The organism is Achromobacter sp. ESBL13, from assembly GCF_036668755.1.
Classification (GTDB): Bacteria; Pseudomonadota; Gammaproteobacteria; order Burkholderiales; family Burkholderiaceae_B; genus Achromobacter.
Map to the genome: position 1 here is coordinate 465,536 of NZ_JAZEVT010000005.1, position 22,185 is coordinate 487,720.

Sequence of the window (22,185 nt, forward strand, 5' to 3'; positions counted from 1 at the left end):
TGGACGAGCAAGCCTGCCGTTGAATCTGCTTGATCAGAAGGTCCTGCCTTGTATCCAGGGGAAGTGCTGTGGCTGCTGTTGTTCGCATGCTGGAATGTGGTGCTGATCTACAACGATCTGCGCTATCGCCGCGTACCCAACACGTTGATCGTGGTGGGCTTCGTGGCACAGCTGCTTTGGCTTGCCGCCGCCGCGCTCGTGCCTGGATGGACGTATCCGCCTCTCTGGACGGGATGGCTGATGTGTTGGGCAGGCTTTCTGGCCGCCATTCTTTTCTTGCCGCTTTGGGGCCGGCGCCTGATGGGCGCGGGCGATATCAAGGCGATCGCCATCCTGGGTTTGGCGATGGGGTTTGCCCCTTTGGTGCTGGTGATGGTGCTGGCAAGCCTGTTGGCCGGGCTGCACGCACTGGCGTATGTGGTGGTGGCGCGCTATTGGGCGGTGTCGCACCGGCTGCGCCAGATTCCGTATGCCATGTACCTGGGTATTGGCGCGCTCAGCGTGGTTCTTATGCCCTTGAATTCGCCTTGGTATTCGTGGTGTTCTTCCTGGTGCTCTACGGCATCCTGACCTACGGGCTGGTGTTTCTTGCTCAGAATTCCGTCACGCTGGCCGCGCAGGACGGCGCCCGCAAGGTCCTGCAATGGCAGGCGGGCACCACGTCGCTGGCGGCGCGTGCCAACGCAGGCCGCGACACCGCATTGAATATTGCGTCCTGGATGTCGTCCATGTCCGCCGCGCCGATCAAGGTTGCGGTCTGCGGCAGCGGCGGCGCCTTGAGCAGCAGCGCGGGCGGCACCTGTAGCGGTCAGCCGCTGGCCGCCGATCAAATTGAAGTGACGGTGTCGTATGCCTACGGCGCGCATCCGTTGATCCCGTCGTTTCCACTGTTGCAGACCGTGTTGATGCCGTCCACCAGTGTGCTTAGCGCGCGCGCCACGGTCCATTTGGGCAACACGCTGGGCGTGGGAGGCTGACATGGCGCTGCCACGAACCCGTTTTGCGCCACCGCGCCAACGCGGCATTGCCGCGCTTGAACTGTCGCTGACCCTGACCATGTTGCTGATCTTCATCTGCGCCGTGGTGGGCTATGGCGTGTTGTTCTGGATGCAGCAACAGCTGGCCGCCGCCGCCGGTGAGGGCGCGCGCGCCGCCGTGCACGCGCAGATCAGCGGCAGCGCCAACGTTCAGGCCGATGCCTGTTCGGCTGCCATGAGCATTTTCTCGACCGGGTCCGCGGTGGCGTGCGCCACCACGAACGCGCCCTGCGCCTGGGCCGGATCCGGGGGCGAAGTGGCTAATTGCGCCACCGTCGCCATGACCTACAACACCCAGTCCTGGCCGCTGCTGGCCACATTGCGATCGTTCATCGTCATGCTGCCCGGCACGAACACGAACTGGGTTCCCAGCAGGTTGTCGTCGACAGCCATCGTGCAGATATCGCAAGGGACACCATGAGCAGTATTAGCAAGATCATCGCGGGCGTGTTGTTGGTGGCGGGCCTGGTGCTGGCCTTCCTGGCGTGGCGCCTGGCGTCCCATTCCGGCCCGCCGCCCGCCAATCCGTCACCGGTCGCCACCGCGCCGGCGCCGGCGACCGCGCCGCAAGTGACGTTGCACGATGTGGTTGTGGCCAAGGAAGCCATTCCGGCCGGCACGCGCATCGACGCTGCAAAAATGCTGACGGTGGCGCAATGGCAGGTGGCTCTTTCCAACAGCTTCAACACCCCGGCTCCGCTGGAAGGCGCCGTTGCGCGCGTGGACATCGCGGCGGGTGACCCCATCGTTCCCAGCCTGTTGGCGCAAGGTTTGGCCAAGCAGCTCAAGCCCGGCGAACGCGCCGTGGCCATCGCGGTTGACGAAGTGGTCGGCGGCGGCAACCGCATTGCGCCCGGAGACCTGGTGGACGTGTTCTTCATGGTGGAAAAAGGCCAGGAAATTTCCGGCGGCCAGGCCCGTTTGCTGCAATCGCAGTTGCGCGTGCTGGCCTTTGGCAAAAGCTCGGTGGACGGCCCCGAAGAAAAATCGGTGCTGCAACAAGGCCCCGGGCAGCCGGCGCGTACAGCGGTGCTGGCGGTGCCGGTCGAACAGATCAACGAACTGATCCTGGCCAGCCGTGCCGGCCGTCTGCAACTGGCGTTGCGCCCGGTGGGCGATGACGCCGTGCCCGACGCCACGCTGTTCGCCAGGCGCGGCACGGTCTTGCCCACTCGCGCTGACCTGAGCCCCGCGCAGCGCGAAGCCTTGTTGACGGGTCCGAACCGCGCGTTTGCAGGCGACAGCCTGGTGCAGCTTGAAGGCGCCACGCCGGCCGCCCGGGCGCCCGCCAGCCGGGTGTCGGCACCCACGGCCGGCAGTGGCGGCGGCGGCGGCCGTACCGTTGAAATCGTGCGGGGAGACAAATCCGAGCGCGTTCGTTATTGAACTTGGCTGCGCGTGGCAGGTGCCGCCCGCGGCTGGACCATTAGAAGCAAACAGATCCAGCACAATGAAAAGATATCAGCGCACCACCATGATCTGCGTCCTGTCGGCCGCAGCGGCAATGACATACGGTGCCCCAAGCCTGGCCCAGGGCGCCGCGTCCACGGCGTCGGCGAATGCACCGGTCCGTGATATCGCGGTGGCCGTCAAGGGCCAGCAATCGCTCATGCTTGATGGCGCGGCGCCCAGCCGCATTGCCATCGGCGACCCCGAGGTGGCCGACGTGAAGATTCTGCCCCCCTCCGGCAAGCGCGCCGGCTCGCTGCTGTTGTACGGCAAAAAGGCGGGCACGACACAGTTGCAGATATGGACGGGCAGCAGCCCCACGCCGCAGATCTGGAACGTGCGCGTGGCCACGTCGGTGCAGGCGGCCCTGGCCAGCCGCGGCGTGCAGGGCGGCCCCAACGTGGATATCGCGGGCGACCACGCGGTGGTGTCCGGCCACGCTGATACCCCGCTGGCGCAGATTGCCGCGGCCAAGGCTGCCGCCGCGGCCGTGGGCGACAAGAACGTCGTGGACGTGTCCACCGCCGGTGCGGGCGGCGTCGTGCAGGTCGAGGTCAAGGTCGTGGAAGTGTCGCGGTCAGTGATGAAGCAGGCAGGCATCAATTTCGCCGCCAGCAATGGCCCCTGGGCCGGCGCCAGCGCCATATCCCCGACGGGGCTGGCCTCGCCGCTGGGGTTCACGCCGGGCGGCCCGATCGCCGCGGGCTTCTCGCTGTTCTATGACACGAACAATTTCTCGGCGCGCCTGCGCCTCTTGCAAAGCAACGGCATGGCGCGCGTGCTGGCCGAACCCACGCTGGTCGCGTTGACGGGTCAAAGCGCCAGCTTCCTGGCAGGGGGCGAACTGCCGATTCCCGAAGCGGGCGGCCTGGGCACCACCACGGTGACCTTCAAGCCATTCGGTATCGGCCTGACGGTCACCCCGACCGTGCTGTCGCGCGATCGCATCTCGTTGAAGGTGGCGCCAGAGGCCAGTGAACTGGATTACAGCAACGGCATCTCCATTGACGCCAACACCGTCATCCCCGCGCTGCGCACGCGCCGGGCGGATACCACGGTGGAATTGGGCGACGGCGAAAGCTTCGTGATCAGCGGCCTGGTGTCGCGCCAGACCAAGGCAATGGTCAACAAGGTGCCCATGCTGGGCGACCTGCCGATCATCGGCGCCTTCTTTCGCAGCGTGGATTATTCGCAAGAGGACACCGAATTGGTCATCGTCGTGACGCCGCGCCTGGTGCGCCCGATTGCGCGCGGCGTGACGCTGCCGCTGCCAGGTGGCCGTCAAGAAGCAGCAGATTCAACTTTCAATGCCTGGGGCTATTACCTGATGGGCCCGGTAGGCGGGCAGCAAATGCCGGGCTTTTCACGGTGAGTAATATGAAGACACATGCCAGCGAGTGGGTTGGCCTGCAAAACGGCAAGCGGTTCCTGTTTTGCTCAAAAGGCGATGGCGTCGCCGCGCAGCTTGGACAGGCTTTGGGAGACATGGGCATGTTGACCCAGGAATCCCCCAGCATCGAACAGTTGGCGCGGCGTTTGACCGAGATCGGACCGCAAGTGGTTTTCCTGGACTTCACCCTTAGTGAGGACGAACCGGGCAAGCTGTTCAAATCCGCCGAGCTGGCACGCTTGCTGGCGCGTATCGCGCCCACGGTGCCGCGAGTGGCGGTCGGCTTTCTTAGCCAGCCCGAAGGCGCCATCGCGGCGCTGCGTGCGGGCGTCAGCGATTTCGTGGACCCCACGGTCGCACCCGAGGAAGTCAAGGAAGTGGTGCTGCGGCTGCTAGACGTGCCGGCCGGGGGTGGCCGCATGGATGGTTCGCGGCGCAGCGTCTTGCTGCTGGGCGCGCGTCCGGGCGTGGGCACCAGCACGCTGGCCGTGCATCTGGCCGGCATGGTGCAAGACCGCTTGAAGCAGGCGCACGTTGCACGCGCCAGCGCCAACGGCGCCAAGCCCGTCAAGCCGTCCGAACAGTCGGGCGCCCTGCTGCCCCTGGCCAGCCGCGTAGCGTTGATGGACCTGGGCTGGCCGGTGGGAGATTGCCAGCTTTACCTGAATATCGGTAGCGACTTTGACTTTGCGGAAGCCGCGCGCAACCTGCGCCGGCTGGATTCCACCTTGTTGGGTTCGGCGATGGCCCATACCAACAACGGTCTGAGCGTGTTGGCGCTGCCGCGCGATCTGTCCCAGATGCGCGACGTTTCGCAATCCGACTCCCTGCTGGTGTTCGAGCGCTTGCGCCAACACTTCGGCGTGGTCGTAGCGGATGCGGGCGGGTTCACCAACCCGGAATTCGTGGCGGGCCTGGCGCGCTCGTCTCAACAGAACTGGATTGTGACGGACCAGAGCGTCGGGGCGCTGGTGTCGCTGGCCGGCCTGCTGCAAGAGCTGGAGCAACTGCATGTTGACCGCCGCAGCCTGGGCCTGATCGTCAACCGCTACGACGAACGCTACGGCATGACGGCGCAGCAGATTGCCGACCGCTTCCAACTGGATCTGGTGGGCACGCTGCCGGACCGCACGCTGGCCCTGATGGTATGCACCAACCAGGGCCACCTGCTGCACGAAGAGGCCGAGCGCGATGTCTATGTGCGCGCGGTGCAGACCCTGGCGGAAAAACTCAGCGCGGAAGAAAACACCCCCGGCGGGCGGGCTAGCTGGCTGGCCACATGGCTGCCCGGCGTGCACCGCCGCATGATCGTCGGTTAACGGCAAGCGACACGGGACGGCGGCGGAATCCGACATGATCATGACAGCGACCATAGAATTCGGCGGTGACGGCGACAAGGGCTTTGTATCGTCGAACCGCTTTCAGGAAGTGAAGACGGCGGCGTACGAACACCTGCTGTCGCGCATCGAGGAACTGGGCGCGGAGTTCGGCCGCTGGGCGCGATCGGCCATCCAGGAGTTCGTCGATATCGAAGTCGCAAGCTTTGTACGCTTGCGGCGCGTGCCGATCAACGAAGGCGAAATGCGCTTGATCGCCGAGGCGCTGACCAAGGAACTGGCCGGCCTGGGGCCGCTGGAAGACCTGCTTGCCGATCCGGCCGTTGAAGACATCCTGATCAACGGCTACGACAACGTGTTCGTCTCGCGGCGCGGCGTGCTGGCGCGCGAAACGCTGCGCTTCACGGACAACCAGCATGTGCTGCGCATCGTGCGCCGCATTCTTGCGCCCATCGGCCGGCGGCTGGACGAGTCCAGCCCCATGGTGGACGCGCGCCTGCCCGATGGTGGCCGCCTGAACGTGGTGATCGAACCGTTGGCCGTGGACGGCCCGATGGTGTCGATCCGCAAGTTCCGCCAGGACCCGCTCAAGCCCGCCGATCTGCTGACGCTGGGCACCTTCGACGAAGACATCTACCGGCTGCTGCACGAGGCGGTGAAGAACCGTTGCAACGTGCTGGTGTCCGGCGGCACCAGCTCGGGCAAGACCTCGCTGCTGAACGCGCTGGCGTTCTTCATACCGGAAACGGAACGCGTGGTCACCGTGGAAGACACCGCCGAACTGTCGCTGAACCATCCGCACGTGGTGCGGTTGGAGTCGCGGCAAGGCGGCTTTGACGGCAGCGGCGCGGTCAGCATCCGGGAACTGATCCGCAACAGCCTGCGCATGCGCCCCGACCGCGTGGTGGTGGGCGAAGTGCGCGGCGCGGAAGTGATGGACATGCTGCAAGCGATGAACACGGGCCACGAAGGGTCCATGGCGACCATCCACGCCAACTCGCCGCGCGAATGCCTGTACCGGATCGAAATGCTGGCGGGCTTTGCGGGGTTCCAGGGCAGCGAGGACAGCCTGCGCCGCCAGATCGCCAGCGCGCTGGACTTCATTGTGCAGATCGGCCGCCTGTCCAACGGCAAGCGGCGCGTGTTGTCCGTGACGGAAGTTACCGGCATGGGCGACAACGTCATCTCTACGCAGGAACTGTATCGCCACGAAGTCTTCACCACGCCCGAGGGCGAAGAGAAAGACCGCTGGAATTGGCTGGGCATCCACCCGCACACGCCCAAGCTGGCAAAGCTGCGCAACGAGCAGCGCGTCAACGACAACCCGTCCGGCGACAACGATGGCGGTGGCGGGGGGTTCTGGAGCCGGAGGCGCTGATGCAAGACGCTTTGATCCTGGGCGCGCTGGCGCTGGTGATGGCTTCGGGCGCGGTGCTGCTTTGGCGTCATGCCAACAGCGGCGCGCGGCGCGCGGCCAGCTCGGCGTTTCTGGAAAACCAGCTCAAGCGCGGTCGGGAAACGCCCGAAGAAGCACCGTTTGCCGAAGGCGGGCGCGCGATGCGCAGCGGCTTTTCCAGCTGGGACCGGCTGTTGTTGCTGGCGGGCGTGCGCCAAAGCCCGGGCTTTTATCTGCGCACGGCGGTGCCCGTGGTGGCGGGCGCGGTGTTGGCCTGGGTGTTCCTGGGGCCGCTGTCGGGCATTGTGTCGTTCGTGATGCTGGCCGTGCTGATGTACTTCCTGCTGTGGCTGCGGGCCGACAAGCGCCGGCGCCGCATGATTGCGCAGCTGCCCGCCTTTCTGGACAACATCGTGCGCCTTATCACCATCGGCAACAGCATGGGCGCGGCGTTCCAGACAGCCGCCGCCACCACCGACGAACCGCTGCTGGAAGTGGTGGAAACGGCGGCTAGCCTGAGCCGGTCGGCCAAGGAACTGGACGCGGCGCTGGTGCAGGTGTCGCGCATGTATGGCCTGAAAGAGCTGTACATGGTGGCGGCCGTGGTGTCGCTGGCGATGCGCTTCGGCGGGCGCAGCGACCAGGTGCTGGAACGCATGGCCGCGTTCATGCGCGACGTGGCGCAGGCGCGCAATGAACTGACGGCAAGCTCGGCTGAAGTGCGCCTGTCGGCATGGATTCTGGCGCTGCTGCCGGTGGGGATCGCCGGCTTCATCATCGTCGCCAACAACAAGCTGTTCATGGGCCTGTGGGAAGACCCCCTGGGCTTCAAGATGCTGCTGACCGCCGTGGTGCTGCAAATAGGCGGCTGCTATTGGCTGTATCGCATGGCCAAGTCGATTTAAGGGAAGGCAACGATGCAGATGCTGCAATCCTGGGATGTCTCTACCGTGCTGGCGGCGGCGCTGATGCTGGTGGCCGCCGCGTTGCTGGTGCTGGGCGTCAGCATGGCGCGGCGCCTGCGCGGGCAGGGCCGTAGCCGGCAGGTCATTGATCAGGCGCTGGCCACGCGCCAGGGCGGTGCGGCCGCGGCGGGCGCGCCTGCCGACACGGGACGCGGCCGGTTTTCGTCGGCCGCGCGCATGGCCGACGCGTTCGGCAAGCGCCTGAGCGAAGGGCGGCTGGCCGACACCTTGCTGGCCGCCGAGGACCGCAAGATGGTCGACATGGCGGGCTATGCCAATACCGGCACGGCGCGCTCGCGTTTTGTCGCGGCACGCTTCGGGCTGGCCATCGTGCTGCCCATCGTCGCGGTGGTGTTCGACCTGCGCAAGCACCTGACCGATTCCTCGATGGGCGTGTTCATCGCCGCGTTCTTCGGCTTTGCCATCGGCTACATGTTGCCCAAGTGGGTGGTCAGCCGCCGGCTGGCGCGCCGCAAGCGCATGGCGGGCGACGAACTGCCGCTGCTGATCGACTTGCTGCGCTTGCTGCAAGGGGTGGGCTTGTCCATCGACCAGAGCATGCAGGTGCTGATCAAGGAATTTGCGCAGGTGCTGCCGGTGCTGTCGTCTGAATTGCGTCTGGCTTCAGAGCTGTATGTGCGTGGGCGGACGCGCGAGCAATCGCTGGCGCGGCTGGCTACGGGTTTCGACAACGATGATCTGTCGGCCATCTGCCGGCTGATCGCGCAGGTGGACCAGCATGGCGGCGCCGTGCAGGAACCCCTGAATCGGTTTGGCGAACGCCTGCGCGACAAGCGCCGGCTGGAATTGAAGGAGAAGGTCGGCAAGACCACCGTGAAGATGACTGGAGTGATGATCGTGACGTTGTTGCCCGCCCTGTTGATCGTGACGGGCGGCGCGGGGTTTATCGCGGTATTGCGTGGCATGTCACGCATGGGGGGCATGTAATGGCGGACGTGATCAAGAAGGGTGGGGGCGCCTTGCGGTGGACCCTGGTGGCGGCGGCCTTGGCGGCCGGCGCCGGCTTGACGGGATGCAAGACCAATAACGCGGAATCGGCGTGGCAGTTGATCCAGCAGCAACAGCAGGAACAGGCGCTGGCGCGGCAGAAGGAAGAAGACGCGGACGCCAAGCGGCGTCCCAAAGAGCCCGAGATGATGGTGTCGCTGATCGTCGAGGCGCAGCGCCAAGAGCGCTATTTCGCGTCGCTGGCGTATATCGACGCGTATCAGCAGAAGTTCGGCAACGACGCGCGGGTGGCGGTGCTGCGCGCAGAGGCCTTGCGCCAGACGGGGCAGACGGCCATGAGCGAGCAAGCGTATCGCGCGTTGCTGTCCACCGATCAGGCGGCCGATGGCTGGCACGGGTTGGGCTTGATCGCCGGGTCGCGCGGCCAGTTCGATCAAGCCGCCGACGACTTTGCGCGCGCCGCCAAGCTGTCGCCGATGGACGCGCGCATTCTGGGCGACCTGGGTTATGCACGGCTGCGTGCCGGCGACCCGGCGGGGGCGCGCGTGCCCTTGGGGCAGGCCGCTGAACTGGCGCCGGACAACGGCAAGGTGCTTGCCAATCTGGCGGTGCTGTTGCTGGTGGAAGGCGAGCCCGCGCGCGCGCAACGCCTGATGGACCAGGCCAGGCTCAGCGAGGAAGCGCGCGGACAGGTGCTGCGCATGGCCTCCGACATCCGCGTGCAGCGGCCGCCGATGCCCACAGCCACGTCCATGCCCACGTCCACGTCCACTTCCACATCCACGTCCACGTCCACGTCCGCATCCGCCGCGGTGCCCGTGGCGGCCGATGCGTCCACGACTCGCGTGTCCAGCGGCGGCATTGTCCTGCCGGTGATGAGCCCGTTGATGGATGGCCTGGGCAATGGGCCCATCGTGCGCTAACCCGAATCAGGAACGATATCCATGTCCACGACCCGCTATTTCGCATCCCGCGCTGTGCCCTCGGCAGGGGCATGCACATCGGCGCTTGCCTTGCCTGCTGCATTGCCCGCTGCCTCGGCTGCTGGATTGCCTTGCGCACTGACCATCGCACTGGCGGCAGTGCTGGCCGTGCTGGCGCCCATGTCGTCTGTGGCGCAGTCGAACGTGCCCTTGACCGGTGGCATGTCGGGTGGCGCAGCGGCCACTGCGCCGGCGCAGCCCTTGCCGCAAGCGCAGCTGCCGGCTCGCCCCGTGGTGCAGCAGGTGCAAAGCCCCATGCCGCAGCCGGGCACGGCGCCGACCGCCCAGGCGACATCCACTACCCAAGGCGCCTCAAGCGCCCACGCAGCGCAGACGGCGGCGCCCGAGGAAGCGTTTGGCGACGTCACCCGTGGCCTGCTGGCCGCGCAGGCCGATGGCCGCCGCGCCGGCAATGCCTTGCCCGTGTTGGGGCCGGTATCCACGGCCGCGTGGAATCGCTATCTGGAAAGTTTCTCGCACCCCATCCCGGATTATTTCCAGAAGCGGGTCGAAACCAAGAACACCAACTGACCCGCGCCCACTTCGTTGCCAGCTGATGGCGACTTCAGGATTGCCCGATCATGCCAGCCCCAGCCCAACCCTTTTGTCGTGTGTCCCTGGCGCGCCAGCGCGGCAGCATGGCCGTGGCCGTGGTGTTCGCGGTGCTGGTCGGCGTGGCGATGCTGGGCGTGGCGCAGCTGGGCTATGGCTACTACATGAAGCGCGAGATCCAGAAGGCGGCGGACCTGGCCGCCCTGACGGCGGTGCAGGTGCTGGGCATGGGTTCGGCGGCCGACTGCACGCGCGCCACCTCGGCCGGCAAGGCATCGGCGTTGGCGAACGTGCCGAACATCTTCGACACCTTCACGGCCGCCGACATCACGGTGCAGTGCAAGCTGTGGGATTCCACGCGTGCCGACGCCTCCGGCATGCATGTTTTCGACCCGGCCGGCGGACAGCCGCTGAACGCGGTGCGCCTGACTATCCGCAAGGAACTGGCCAGCCTGTTCGGCACCTTGGGCTTGAGCACCACCGTCTCGGTGAATGCGGTGGCGACCAATACCCAGCCCGTTGCCGCCTTCATGGTGGGTTCGCGCCTGTTGCGCCTGCAACGCGGCGGCCTGCTGTCGCAACTGTTGTCGACGGTAGGCGCCACGCCCGCGCAGCTGGATGTGTTGGATGCGGCCGGGCTGGCCAGCGTCAACATCACGCCCGCGGGCTTGCTCAAGGCGCTGGGCCTGCCGCTGTCCGTGGCCACGGGCGTGGGCACGCCGGCTGAATTGGCGGCCGTCAACAACCTGACGCTGGGCCAATTGCTGCAAGCCACCCTTACCGTGGTCAACCAAAGCGGCACGGCGGGCGCCAATGTGGGCCTGGTCAGCAACGCCGTCAACACGGTGCTGGCGGTGATGCCGCTGAACCTGCCGGTGAAACTGTTCGGCAATGGCGGCGTGTTGAACCTGTCGGTGGTGGGCGGGGACGCGACCGGCGCGCTGTCGGCGAACGTCAACGCGCTGAACGTGCTGGAAACCGCGCTGGTCGTGGCCAACGGCCAAAACCTGATCAACCTGGGCTTGAGCGTGCCGCTGTTGGGCGTGGACGCCCGGGTGCGCGTGGTCGAGCCGCCCACGCTGGCCGTTGGCGGTATCGGCACGCAGGCCACCAGCGCGGGCATCCGCGTTTACCTGCGCGTCAGCACCAGCAACATTCCGCTGGTGGGACCGCTGCTGGCGAACACGCTGGGCACTCGCGTCGACTTGCCCATCATCATCGATGTGGCGCAGTCCACCGGTACGCTGACCAACCTGTGCCAGGCACCGCTGACCCGGCATCAGGCCACCATCGCGGTGACCTCGTCGCTGGCGAATATCTGCCTGGGGCGTTTTCCGGGCATGACGTCCAGCACCGACCAGAACGCCGCCAATTTCGTATCACTGACCAACAGCTGCCAGCCCGGCGCGTTTGCGGCCATCCAACGCCATCAGGTGTTGAACGTGCTGGGCATCCTGCCGTTGACGGCCAAGGTGACCTTGCCCGTCTTCAATTCCGCCGCGCCGGTGTCGGTAACGCTGACCGAGCCGCCCGGCACGCCCTCCACGCAAACGGTCACCGCCACGTCGGTGAACCTGGGTGCGCTGGCCTCGAACCTGTCCGACGCCGTCATCGGCGGCATTCTGGGCGACCTGTACAGCACGGGAACGCCCTTGTCCGCCGCGGACCGCACGGCGCTGGCCACCAGCCTGGTCGGCGGGGGCGGCAGCAGCGCGGGCAAGTCTATTACGCAGGTCTACAACGACATGCAGTGGTCCTCCACCGCGCTCAACCAGCTAAGCACCCGGCTGACCACGGGCGGGCTGACGGGCGTGCTGGGCGGCACGCTGCAACTGGTTGGCAACCTGCTGACCTCGTTGCTGGTGGCGCCCCTTAATGACGTGGTGTGCGCGCTGGGGCTCACCCCCAGCGCCATCCGCACGTGCCGGATCAATTCGGTGGCCGCGCAGGCGCTTAGTGGAAGTTCGCAGGTGGGCGGCGTGCTGTCCATCGTGGTGAACCTCTTGCAGCCGGTGCTGACCCCCTTGTCAGCCGCGCTGCAACAACTGCTGGACTTGCTGGGTGTCAGCGTGGGCCAGACCGATGTTTCGCTGCTGTCCGTCGATTGCGGGCAGCCCCGCCTGGTGTACTGATGAAGATGCCTTTGATCGCCGCTAAATCCTTGTCGGCAGGGTTGCTGCCATGACTCAGAAATTCGCCCGCGATGAGTTCGATCTTTACGTCTGGGAAGGCACGTCCGACATCGCCGGCCGCGCCGAGCGCTGCCTGGCGGGCATGGACGTGACGCTGGTGCGCGCGGACGCGGGCACCGCCTTCCCGCCGCCGCGCGACCCGGGCCGCCCGGCCGTCGCGCTGGTGTCGGTGTCGGTCATGGGCGACAACCGATTCAGCGGCTATGACTGGTTGTCGGCGCAGGCCATGCCGGTGATCTGGGTGTCCGCCGAAGCGCGCGGACGCGATCCCCGCTATTACCCGCCCGAATATTCCTACACCTTGCCGCTGTCATTCACCACGGCCGACCTGCGCAAGCTGCTGTATGAATTGCTGGGCACGCTGGAGCAGTTCAGCCGGTCGGCGCCCAAGCGCGAGCAGCCCCTGATTGCGGTGTCCGAACCCATGCGCGCGCTGCTGGCCGAAGCCGAGATGTTTGCCGATTGCCGCAGCAATGCCTTGATTCACGGCGAAACCGGCGTCGGCAAGGAACGCATCGCGCGCCTGCTGCATGACCGCGCGGCCTGGTCCGACGGCCCCTTCGTGGCGGTCAACTGCGGCGCCATCCCGGAAGGCTTGTTCGAGGCGCATTTCTTTGGACATGCCAAGGGCGCCTTCACGGGCGCCGTGGGCGCCCACAAAGGCTATTTCGAACAAGCCAACGGCGGCACGCTGTTCCTGGATGAAATCGGCGACCTGCCGCTATACCAACAGGTGAAACTGCTGCGCGTGCTGGAGCAAAGCGCGGTGACCCGGCTGGGTTCCAGCGTGGAAATTCCGGTGGATTTCCGCCTGGTCGCGGCAACCAACAAAGACCTGCGTGTGCTGGTGGGGCAAGACGAATTCCGGGCCGACCTCTATTACCGGCTGGCCGTGATCGAGCTGCGCATTCCGAATCTTGAACAGCGTGGCGGCGAAGAAAAAATCGCCATATTCCGCGCGCTGCTGGGTCGGCTGGGCTGCGAGGGCGAGCCCCCGGAATGGCTGTTGGACCGTGTGGCGCGCACGCGCTACGCCGGCAACGTGCGCGAACTGTCCAATGTGGCCGAACGCGTGGCCATCATGCGCCGGCAGTTCGGCGCCTGGGATGAATCGCGCATTGCGCGCATCTTTGACCAGATCGCCGAACCCCTGCGCGCCGGCAGCACGCTGTGCGAGCCACCGGTATTCACCGACGCCGAGCGCGCCGAACGTGCCCGCATCCTGGCGGCGCTGGACGTCAACGGCTGGCGTCGGCAAGACACGGCGAACACGCTGGGTATCAGCCGCAAAGTGCTATGGGAAAAGATGCGCAAGCTGCATCTGGGAGGCGGGCAGGGCGAAACGGCGGAAGGCGTCGTGGAGGCCTCCTGATCCTGCAATTGGGGAAGGCCCCTAGGGGGGCGACAAATCGCCCGCGGCCTATGTAAGCGGATTAACCGTGAGCGAAATAAATTGCTATAGTTCCGCAACGATTTTTTTGGGGAAGGCATGAACGTCCAATTTATCCGTGCCGCCACACGCATGGCGCTGTTAGGCACGGCGTTGTCCGGCCTGGCGGCGTGCGCCAGCGCTCAATCCGAAGCGCCACGGCCCACGGTTAAGCAGGTCGAAGCTACCAAGGCGGCGGACGCCCCGGTAACCCCGCCCGTGGCCCCGCCCGCTGCGCCCGCCCGGCCTGCGTCCACGGTGGCCGAACTGCAAGGCCTGATCCAGGCGCGCCAGGTGTCCGAGCTGCGCACGGCCTACAACGGCACGTACGGCGCCAGCCTGCTGTTCAAGCCCGACGACCTGACCTATTACGTGGCCCTGTTCCAGCAGAAGGACTTTTGGCGCGTCCTGAAGACGTTGTCTGAAAAACAGGCTGAATCCACCTACCGCGCGTTCGCCGCGCAATCGGCGGACCTGGCTGAAGTGGACATCAAGCGCATCAAGCTGCAAGCCGAATACGCGCATGCCGAAAAGCTGCTGGCCAGCCGTAATGAGCAACTCAGCACGCTGCAAGCCGACCGCACGCTGCGCATGCAGCAGGAACAGCAAGTGGCGGCGCGCCAGGAACAGTCGCGCCAGGAAGCCACGGCGCTGGCCGACCAGCAAAAGGACGTGCGCCAGCAACTGCGTGATTTGCAGCGCCAGATCGATGCGCTTCAGGCCCAGCAAGCCCAGATTGACGCGGGCCCCGGCGCCAAGCGGGGCAAGTAAGCAAGGTCTCTTGCCAAGACGGGCCCACGGGCCCGTTTTTCTTGGCCTGGGGATAATGCCCCCGCGCGTTTCAGGGGATAGTGGGGCGGCCGGCCGGATACTTGTATTCTTGCCGCAGGCCCCCATATGGCAATCATGGCTCTCAAAGTTTTTGACCTCCAGTGCGAACACAGCCACGTATTCGAAGGCTGGTTCGGTTCGCACGAAGATTATGACGCGCAACAGGCGCGTGGCCTGGTTACGTGCCCTGTTTGCGGGTCCGCCAGCATCACCAAGCGTTTGTCGGCGCCGCGCCTGAACGTGTCGCATCTGCACGCGCCGGCCAGTCCGCCCGCGATACCCGCCGGCGCCTCGGACGCCGAAAAAATGGCCGCGGTGCAGGCCATCGTGATGAAACAGGTGCGCGCCTTGCTGCGCAACACTGAAAACGTTGGCCCGCGCTTTGCCGAAGAGGCGCGCCGCATCCACGAGGGCGACGCGGACGAGCGCCCGATACGCGGCACGGCCACGCCCGAAGAGCGCGCCGCGCTGGTCGAAGACGGCATCGAAATCATGGCCGTGCCGGATTTTCTGGACGACGAGCGCCTGCAATAACCCCGGTGGGTGTCAACAAAAAAAGCCAGGCCCGCGAATTGCGGGCCTGGCTTTTTCGTACCTGCTGCCGATTCAGATTACTGAACGCGGCTGCGGTATTCGTTCGTGCGGGTGTCGATTTCGATCTTGTCGCCGATGGCGCAGAACAGCGGCACGTTCAGTTCGTAACCGGTGTTGATCTTGGCCGGCTTGGTGACCTTGCCGGAGGTATCGCCACGCACGGCGGGTTCGGTGTAGGTGATTTCGCGAACGATCGTGGTGGGCAGTTCAACCGAGATGGCGCGGCCGTCGTAGAAGACCACTTCCACGGGCATCGCTTCTTCCAGGTAGTTCAGGGCGTCGCCCATGCTTTCCGCTTCGATTTCGTACTGGTTGTACTCTTCGTCCATGAAGACGTACATCGGGTCGCCGAAGTAGGAGTACGTGCACTCCTTGCGATCCAGTTGCACAACTTCGAACTTTTCGTCGGCCTTGTAGACCGATTCGCTGGCCGAGGCGGTCAGCAGGTTCTTGAACTTCAGCTTCACAACAGCAGCGTTACGGCCAGACTTGTTGTATTCGGCTTTTTGGACCACGAGGGGATCCTTGCCGACCATGACCACGTTGCCGACTCGCAATTCCTGAGCGGTTTTCATCGATAAAACTCCGGGGGGTAGGTGCACTCGCCGTGCTTGCAAAAAGCCGCATGGCTTGCGGCTCCGTGCACACCCCGGGAGGCGTCATAGTTGAGGCCCGACAAATCCAGGGCGACTCAGAAAACTCTCTATTCTAACGTTTCTTGGCCAAGTCTGCGCAAAAGTCGGCCAGATTTTCGGCCAGATCCGGCAGCGCGGCCTGGCTTGCGTCCCAGGTGCGGGCGGCGTCCTGCCATGCCGCCCAGGCGTCCGGCACCAGCGCCGCCGTCATTGCGGCCTGAGTTTGCCCGGTCTCTGGCTGGTTCCAGGCGCGGATCAGGCCCTGCGCACAATCGGGGGCCGGATAGCGGGCTAGCCAGGCTTGCAGCTTTTCCAGGTGCACGTTCTGGTCCTGGGGATAGATTTGCCACACCAAGGGACGCGCGGCCCAGGCGGCGCGGACGAACGAGTCTTCGCCGCGCACGAAATTCAGGTCCGACAGCCACAGCACGCGGTCAAAGTCGGGTTGGGCCACGAAGGGCAGCCGGGCGAGTAGCGGGGCGCCGGGCACCCGGCAGGCGGCTTCCAGGCCCGGCGCCACGCCTTCGGGAGCCAGCAGCACGCTGGGCCAGGAATCCGCCGCCAGGGCGCGGACCAAATCGCCGGTGGGCGCCGTGGGATAACAGAACAGCGATACCGTACGGGCGCCATCGCGGCGGCGCGCCAGCACGGCGTCGTCCACCCCCAGCGACCGCAAAAACCCGTTTTGCTGGTCGATAGACGCTTGCAGCGCGTCACGTTCGGCGCTTAAGCCCGGTTCGCGCAACAGGCCGCCCGTGGCTGCGGTGAACCCGGGAAAGAAAAAGTGTTTGACCAGCCCGTCAGGCCGCTGCGAGGGCAGGCCGTGGCAGCTTTCCACCCAGGCTTCGGCGCTTAGATATTCCAGGTTGATCCACGCGGGATGCACGCGTTGCATGCTGTGCAGAAACGCCTCGGGCGGGTCGCAGGCAAAGGCTTCGATGACCACGTCGCGGGCGGTCAGGGCCAGGTCGGGCGTGTCGGACCAGTGGACGATGTCCACGCCGGCCAGCTCCTGGCGCGGGGCGTCGGGGAAGATGCCCGGTTGAATGCGGGCAAAGCTGGCCAGGTCGTCCACCCACAGGCGTACCTCCCAGCCACGGCCGGCGGCCAGCCGGCGGGCCAGCCGCCAGCAGACGCCGATGTCGCCATAGTTATCGACGACCCGGCAAAAGATGTCTGCTTGCATGGCGGCCTGGTGAAACTAGTGGAACTTGGCCGGCGCGGCTTCGGCGTCCTCGGGCAGTTCGGCGTGCACCAGTTCGCCCAAGGGGTTGGGGAAGTAGGGCGCGCCGCAGTCTTCGCAGTATTCCGCCGGCAGCACGCCGGGGATGCGGCGCAGTTCCGTCACGCCGTATTCCTTGAGCAAGGCGGCGATTTCATCGACCACGTCGGGTTGGCCTTCGTCGGACGGCAGCTCTTCCTCTCGGCCATACAAAGGCCACACGCAGCCGTAGTAGACGTCGTTGCTGCTGCGCGCCGTGAAGCTGATGCGGTATTCGTCGATGCGGTTTTCGCCACAGCCGGCCACGACCGCGCGCAATTGCGAGGCTTCCAGGTTGACCGCGCCTTCCAGCCAACTGACGGCCGCGCGTAGCGACAAGGGACGCACGCGGCGGTCGGCCTCGCGGTTGCTGACGTAGTAGGCGTCGGGCAGCAGGGCTTCGAAGCCGCAGCCCGGCATCAGGGCGGCCAGCGTGGGTTGCGCCTGGGCGGCCCACTGTTGCTGGCACGCGTCGCGCGTGGCGTCGGCGTCGCCCAGGCTTTCCTGCCAACGGAAGATCGGTGCGTTTTCGGGCACCGCCACCGCGCCGATGATGTAGCGCGTGTCGGCCAGCATGTTGGCGGTTTCGATCTCGGTGTTGAGCGTGGGCTTGGTGGTTTCAGCGCCCAGGGCTTGCGAGCCCAGGCGTTGCAGCCACTGCCAGGTTTCGCCGAACGTGCGCGGCATCTGGTCCACGCTGACCAGCACCGGCATCAGCGCGGTGCGCGCCTGGCTGGACAGCACGTGGCCATGCAACTGGGCCAGCAGCGCCTGCTGGGCGCTGGCGGAAACGGGGCCGGTGGGGATGGCGTAGCGCGTCCAGGCCACGATCGGTGCAACGATCAGCAATACGTCGTACACCACGCCGTTTTTCTCGATCTTCATCGATTCGGACAGCGTTTCGGCTTGCTCGATCAAGACTTCGTAGGCGCCGATATCGCTTTGCGCCAGGTGGTCCAGGGCCGCTTCCAGCGGGGCGTCCTGCCCGGCCTTGAGCAGCTTGGGAATCGCTTCGCCAAGCTGGTTCTCCCAAAACACGTCTTCAACGCGGCTGCCCGAGCGGTTAAGCGATTGGGCCAGCGCCACCAAACGGGTGGCGTCGCGGGTCATGCGGGGAGCGGATTGGCTGCGGGTTCGGGCCATAACTTCGAGGGACGTCCAGTAAGTGTGTAACGACGTAGTTTACCGCTCGCCGCCCATCGCGGCGTTGTCGCATTGGTTTCCGACTTCAGAGGCCCGCGCGGCACGCTGCGCGATGCATCGCCCGCCATTGATGCCACATTGGCAACAGAGCATCCCCACGACGGGGGTTTATTGCTGATCGCGAAAGTTCGACAATCCCTTATCGAATTTCTATACAGGAGGCTGCGCCATGCGTTGGCCTACGCTTTTTGTTTCCCACGGCTCGCCGATGCTGGCCGTTGAACCCGGCCGCACCGGCCCCGTGCTGACGGCATGGAGCCACGCGCAAGGCCGCAAGCCGCGCGGCATCCTCGTCGTATCGCCCCACTGGATGGGCGAAGGGCTGGCGCTGTCCACGCGTGATCGGCAAGTGGCGTGGCACGACTTTGGCGGCTTTCCGCCTGAACTGTATGCGCTGCAATACGCGGCCCCGGGCTCGCCCGAATTGGCCGATCGTGTTCAGGCGGTGCTGGCCGAGTCGGGTATCTCCGCGGAGCGCGACCCGCGCCGTCCGCTGGACCACGGCGCGTGGGTGCCGCTGCGCTACCTGTATCCCGATGTCGATGTGCCGGTGGTGCAGCTGTCGCTGGACATGGGGCGCGACGCCGCCGGCCAACTGGCGTTGGGCCGCGCGCTGGCGCCGCTGCGTGACGAGGGCATCCTGATCATCGGGTCGGGCTCGCTGACGCACAATCTGCGCGATGTCCGCATGCCGCAAAGCGCGGCGCCCGTGGCGTACGTCCCCGCGTTCCAGGCGTGGTATGCGCGTAACCTGGCCGAGCACAACGTGCCGGCGCTGCTGGACTGGCAGGCGCGGGCGCCCGGTGCATTGCAGGCGCATCCGCACGACGATCATTTGATGCCGTTGTACGTAGCGCTGGGGGCGGGCGGCGACGACGCCCGCGCCACCCGCCTGAACGACGAAATTTCGTATGGGGCGTTGGCGATGGACGCGTATCAGTTCGACGATTGAGGCGGCGGGGCGGGGGATAGAAGGCGCGGGTGCGTAGCCCTGGTACACAGCCCTGGTACACAGCCCGGATACACGGCCCAGATCCATAGCCACGGCCCAAGACCATGAAAAAGCCCCGGAACCGCCAAGGTTCCGGGGCTTTTTGCATCGCGCCCCGACTGCGGGCGCGTCGCGCGTCAGGCAGCCAGCAGCTGGCGCAGCACGAAGGGCAGGATGCCGCCGTGCAGGTAGTAGTCCACTTCGATTGGCGTGTCGATGCGCAGCAGCACCGTCACGTCCTGCTTCGAACCATCCTTGCGGGTGATCGTCAGCGTCACGTCCTGCATCGGCTTGATGCCATTTTCCAGGCCCGAAATGTCGTACGTTTCTTCGCCGGTGATGCCCAGCGACTGCACGCTGTCCGCGCCCTTGAATTGCAGCGGCAGCACGCCCATGCCCACCAGGTTGCTGCGGTGGATACGTTCGAAGCTGCGCGTGATCACGGCCTTCACACCCAGCAGTTGCGTGCCCTTGGCCGCCCAGTCGCGTGACGAGCCGGTGCCGTATTCCTCGCCGCCGAACACAACGGTGGGGGTGCCCTGGGCCACGTACTTCATGGCCGCGTCGTAGATGGACATCTGTTCGCCCGTGGGCTGGAACAGGGTCTCGCCGCCTTCGAAGCGGCTGCCGTCGGGCAACGACGGAATGATCAGGTTCTTGATGCGCACGTTGGCAAAGGTGCCGCGCATCATGATTTCGTGGTTGCCGCGACGCGAGCCGTAGCTGTTGAAATCGGCCTTCATCACGCCGTTTTCCTTCAGCCACTTGCCTGCCGGCGACGATTCCTTGATAGAGCCGGCGGGCGAGATGTGGTCGGTGGTTACGGAATCACCGAACACGCCCAGAGCACGCGCGCCCTTGACGGTGGGCATCGCGGCCGGCGTCATGTCGAAGCCTTCAAAGAAGGGCGGTTCCGCGATGTACGTGGAGTCAGGCCAGTTGTAGGTATCGCCGGCGATGCCCTTGATGTTCTCCCACAGCTTGCCCGGGTTGCTCTTGACCTGGCCGTAGTTGGCCTCGAACACCTTCGGGTCCAGCGCATGCTTCATCAGCGCTTCGACTTCCTCGGACGTGGGCCAGATATCGCCCAGCCAGACGTCGCCGTTCTTGCCACGGCCCACCGGCTCGGTCATCAGGTCGCGCGTGACCGTGCCGGCCAGCGCGTACGCCACAACCAGCGGGGGCGAGGCCAGGAAGTTGGCCTTGATGTTCGGGTGGATGCGGGCTTCGAAGTTGCGGTTGCCGGACAGCACCGCCGAGCAGACCAGGTCGTTGCCGGTGATGGCTTCGTTCAGGTCCGGCGTCAGGTCGCCCGCGTTGCCGATGCAGGTGGTGCAGCCGTAGGCGGCCACGTCAAAGCCCAGCTTTTCCAGATAGGGCAACAGGCCCGTCTTGGTCAGGTAATCGGTGACCACGCGCGATCCGGGGGCCAGCGACGTCTTGATGTGCTTGGGCACCTTCAGGCCGGCTTCCACCGCCTTCTTGGCCAACAGGCCGGCGGCCAGCAGCACGTTGGGGTTCGACGTGTTGGTGCACGACGTGATGGCGGCAATCAGGATGTCGCCGTTCTTGATCTTGGTGCCGGCGCTGGTGGTGAATGTCTGGTTCAGCTTTTCGGCGGGTTGGTTGAAGCCGTTTTCGGCAACCGGCTTGGAGAACAGGTCAATGAAGGTGTTCTTGACGTTGCCGATTTCGATGCGGTCTTGCGGGCGCTTGGGGCCGGCCAGGGACGGCGCGACGGTGGACAGGTCCAGGGTCAGCAGCTTGGTGAAGTTGATGTCCTGGGCGGCGGGGATGCCGAACATCTTCTGGGCCTTGAAGTAGGCTTCGAAGGCAGCGATTTCGTCTTCGGTGCGGCCCGTGCCACGGAAATAATCGATGGTGCGTTCGTCGACCGGGAAGAAGCCCATGGTTGCGCCGTATTCCGGCGCCATGTTGCCGATGGTGGCGCGTTCGGCCACGGTCAGGCTGGCGGTGCCTTCGCCGCAGAATTCAACGAACTTGCCCACCACTTTTTCACGGCGCAGCATTTCGGTGATGGTCAGCACCAGGTCGGTGGCGGTGACGCCGCCGCGCAGCTGGCCCTTGAGTTCAACGCCGACCACGTCGGGCGTCAGGAAGTACACGGGCTGGCCCAACATGCCGGCTTCGGCTTCGATACCACCCACGCCCCAGCCCACCACGCCGATGCCGTTGATCATCGTGGTGTGGCTATCCGTGCCCACCAGCGAATCGGGGTAATAGACGTTGTTTTTCTTGTCCTGGTGCACGCCGCGCGCCAGGTATTCCAGGTTGACCTGGTGGACGATGCCAAAGCCCGGGGGCACGACGCCGAACGTGTCGAACGCCTGCATGCCCCACTTCATGAACTGGTAGCGCTCTTGGTTGCGCTTGAACTCCAGCTTCATGTTCAGGTCCAGCGCATTCTTGGTGCCGAAGTAGTCGATCATGACCGAGTGGTCGACAACCAGGTCGACCGGCACCAACGGTTCGATGCTCTTGGGGCTCTTGCCCATCTTGTCGGCCACGGAACGCATGGCCGCGATATCGGCCAGCAGCGGCACGCCGGTGAAGTCCTGCAACACCACGCGGGCAACCACGAACGGGATTTCATCTTCGCGGCGGGCGTTGGCCTGCCAGTTGGCAAGCTGCTTGACGTGTTCTTCGGTGACCTTCTTGCCGTCGCAGTTGCGCAGCACGGACTCCAGAACGATGCGGATCGATACCGGGAGCCGCTGCACATCGATGCCAAGCGACTTGCCCAGCGCCGGCAGCGAATAGTACTGACAGGATTTATTGCCGATCTTGAAATTCTTGAGGGTGTCTAGAGTGTTGTGCGGCATGATGGACTCCGTGGTTTTGCCCGGCTTTTTACCCAAGCGCAGGCGGCATTTTCTGGCGTTTTTGCGCGTTTGTCATTGTAGGGGACACAAGCCCGCGCCCGATCGTATGTCTTATATCTTATATAAGA

The 22,185-nt window shown here is 65.4% G+C and carries 20 protein-coding genes; 16 read left to right on the forward strand and 4 right to left on the reverse strand.

The window, feature by feature from the left end; all coding sequences use genetic code 11:
• Positions 1–48: 48 nt before the first annotated feature.
• From V6F88_RS21220 to V6F88_RS21290, 15 genes are all read left to right on the forward strand, one after another.
• Positions 49–570, forward strand: a complete 522-nt coding sequence (locus V6F88_RS21220; RefSeq protein WP_332611997.1) for an A24 family peptidase — start codon at positions 49–51, stop codon at positions 568–570.
• Positions 537–977 (forward strand): TadE/TadG family type IV pilus assembly protein, encoded by a 441-nt coding sequence (locus tag V6F88_RS21225; RefSeq protein WP_332612062.1) that lies wholly within the window; start codon positions 537–539, stop codon positions 975–977. The genes V6F88_RS21220 and V6F88_RS21225 overlap by 34 nt, the downstream gene beginning before the upstream one ends.
• 1 nt (position 978) lies before the next feature.
• Entirely contained in the window at positions 979–1,458 is a 480-nt protein-coding gene (locus tag V6F88_RS21230; RefSeq protein WP_332611998.1) for a TadE/TadG family type IV pilus assembly protein, read from the forward strand.
• Entirely contained in the window at positions 1,455–2,423 is a 969-nt protein-coding gene (gene cpaB, locus V6F88_RS21235; protein ID WP_332611999.1) for a Flp pilus assembly protein CpaB, read from the forward strand. Before V6F88_RS21230 ends, cpaB begins: the two co-directional genes overlap by 4 nt.
• Positions 2,424–2,487: 64 nt before the next feature.
• Entirely contained in the window at positions 2,488–3,858 is a 1,371-nt protein-coding gene (locus V6F88_RS21240; RefSeq protein WP_442880372.1) for a type II and III secretion system protein family protein, read from the forward strand.
• Positions 3,855–5,195: a pilus assembly protein CpaE gene (locus tag V6F88_RS21245; protein WP_332612001.1), complete on the forward strand. Its 1,341-nt coding sequence runs from the start codon at positions 3,855–3,857 to the stop codon at positions 5,193–5,195. The genes V6F88_RS21240 and V6F88_RS21245 overlap by 4 nt, the downstream gene beginning before the upstream one ends.
• Before the next feature lie 34 nt (positions 5,196–5,229).
• Positions 5,230–6,591 carry a CpaF family protein gene (locus V6F88_RS21250; RefSeq protein ID WP_332612002.1) on the forward strand — a complete coding sequence of 454 codons (1,362 nt, stop codon included), beginning with the start codon at positions 5,230–5,232 and terminating at the stop codon, positions 6,589–6,591.
• Positions 6,591–7,514, forward strand: a complete 924-nt coding sequence (locus V6F88_RS21255) for a type II secretion system F family protein (RefSeq protein WP_332612003.1) — start codon at positions 6,591–6,593, stop codon at positions 7,512–7,514. The genes V6F88_RS21250 and V6F88_RS21255 overlap by 1 nt, the downstream gene beginning before the upstream one ends.
• Positions 7,515–7,526: 12 nt before the next feature.
• On the forward strand, positions 7,527–8,522 hold the full coding sequence (locus V6F88_RS21260; RefSeq protein ID WP_332612004.1) for a type II secretion system F family protein: 996 nt from the start codon (positions 7,527–7,529) through the stop codon (positions 8,520–8,522).
• A complete protein-coding gene (locus V6F88_RS21265) occupies positions 8,522–9,466 on the forward strand; it encodes a tetratricopeptide repeat protein (RefSeq protein ID WP_332612005.1) in 945 nt (314 codons plus the stop codon). The genes V6F88_RS21260 and V6F88_RS21265 overlap by 1 nt, the downstream gene beginning before the upstream one ends.
• A gap of 180 nt (positions 9,467–9,646) precedes the next feature.
• The gene (locus V6F88_RS21270; RefSeq protein ID WP_332612063.1) at positions 9,647–10,057 is read left to right on the forward strand and encodes a DUF3613 domain-containing protein; all 411 of its coding nucleotides are present in this window, start codon (positions 9,647–9,649) and stop codon (positions 10,055–10,057) included.
• A 50-nt stretch (positions 10,058–10,107) separates the two neighbouring features.
• The gene (locus V6F88_RS21275; RefSeq protein WP_332612006.1) at positions 10,108–12,210 is read left to right on the forward strand and encodes a TadG family pilus assembly protein; all 2,103 of its coding nucleotides are present in this window, start codon (positions 10,108–10,110) and stop codon (positions 12,208–12,210) included.
• A gap of 49 nt (positions 12,211–12,259) precedes the next feature.
• Positions 12,260–13,642: a sigma-54 dependent transcriptional regulator gene (locus V6F88_RS21280; RefSeq protein ID WP_332612007.1), complete on the forward strand. Its 1,383-nt coding sequence runs from the start codon at positions 12,260–12,262 to the stop codon at positions 13,640–13,642.
• Between the two features lie 117 nt (positions 13,643–13,759).
• Complete coding sequence (locus V6F88_RS21285; RefSeq protein WP_332612009.1) at positions 13,760–14,470, forward strand: DUF2968 domain-containing protein; 711 nt, start codon at positions 13,760–13,762, stop codon at positions 14,468–14,470.
• Positions 14,471–14,605: 135 nt separating this feature from the next.
• Entirely contained in the window at positions 14,606–15,064 is a 459-nt protein-coding gene (locus V6F88_RS21290; RefSeq protein WP_332612011.1) for a DUF1178 family protein, read from the forward strand.
• A gap of 77 nt (positions 15,065–15,141) precedes the next feature.
• Here V6F88_RS21290 and efp read toward each other — a convergent pair whose 3' ends face one another.
• The 3 genes from efp to V6F88_RS21305 all read right to left on the reverse strand — a co-directional run bounded on the left by efp (position 15,142) and on the right by V6F88_RS21305 (position 18,163).
• Positions 15,142–15,699, reverse strand: coding sequence for an elongation factor P (gene efp / locus V6F88_RS21295; protein WP_046804079.1), 558 nt, complete (start codon positions 15,697–15,699; stop codon positions 15,142–15,144).
• 133 nt (positions 15,700–15,832) lie between these two features.
• Positions 15,833–16,945, reverse strand: coding sequence for an elongation factor P maturation arginine rhamnosyltransferase EarP (gene earP, locus V6F88_RS21300; RefSeq protein ID WP_332612013.1), 1,113 nt, complete (start codon positions 16,943–16,945; stop codon positions 15,833–15,835).
• Between the two features lie 15 nt (positions 16,946–16,960).
• Positions 16,961–18,163, reverse strand: coding sequence for a DUF2863 family protein (locus V6F88_RS21305; protein WP_332612014.1), 1,203 nt, complete (start codon positions 18,161–18,163; stop codon positions 16,961–16,963).
• A 229-nt stretch (positions 18,164–18,392) separates the two neighbouring features.
• On the opposite strand from V6F88_RS21305, the gene V6F88_RS21310 reads away from it, so the two are divergent.
• Positions 18,393–19,175 (forward strand): DODA-type extradiol aromatic ring-opening family dioxygenase, encoded by a 783-nt coding sequence (locus V6F88_RS21310; protein ID WP_332612015.1) that lies wholly within the window; start codon positions 18,393–18,395, stop codon positions 19,173–19,175.
• Positions 19,176–19,351: 176 nt separating this feature from the next.
• On the opposite strand, the gene acnA is transcribed toward V6F88_RS21310, so the two are convergent.
• The gene (acnA, locus tag V6F88_RS21315) at positions 19,352–22,057 is read right to left on the reverse strand and encodes an aconitate hydratase AcnA (RefSeq protein WP_332612016.1); all 2,706 of its coding nucleotides are present in this window, start codon (positions 22,055–22,057) and stop codon (positions 19,352–19,354) included.
• Positions 22,058–22,185 lie beyond the last annotated feature (128 nt).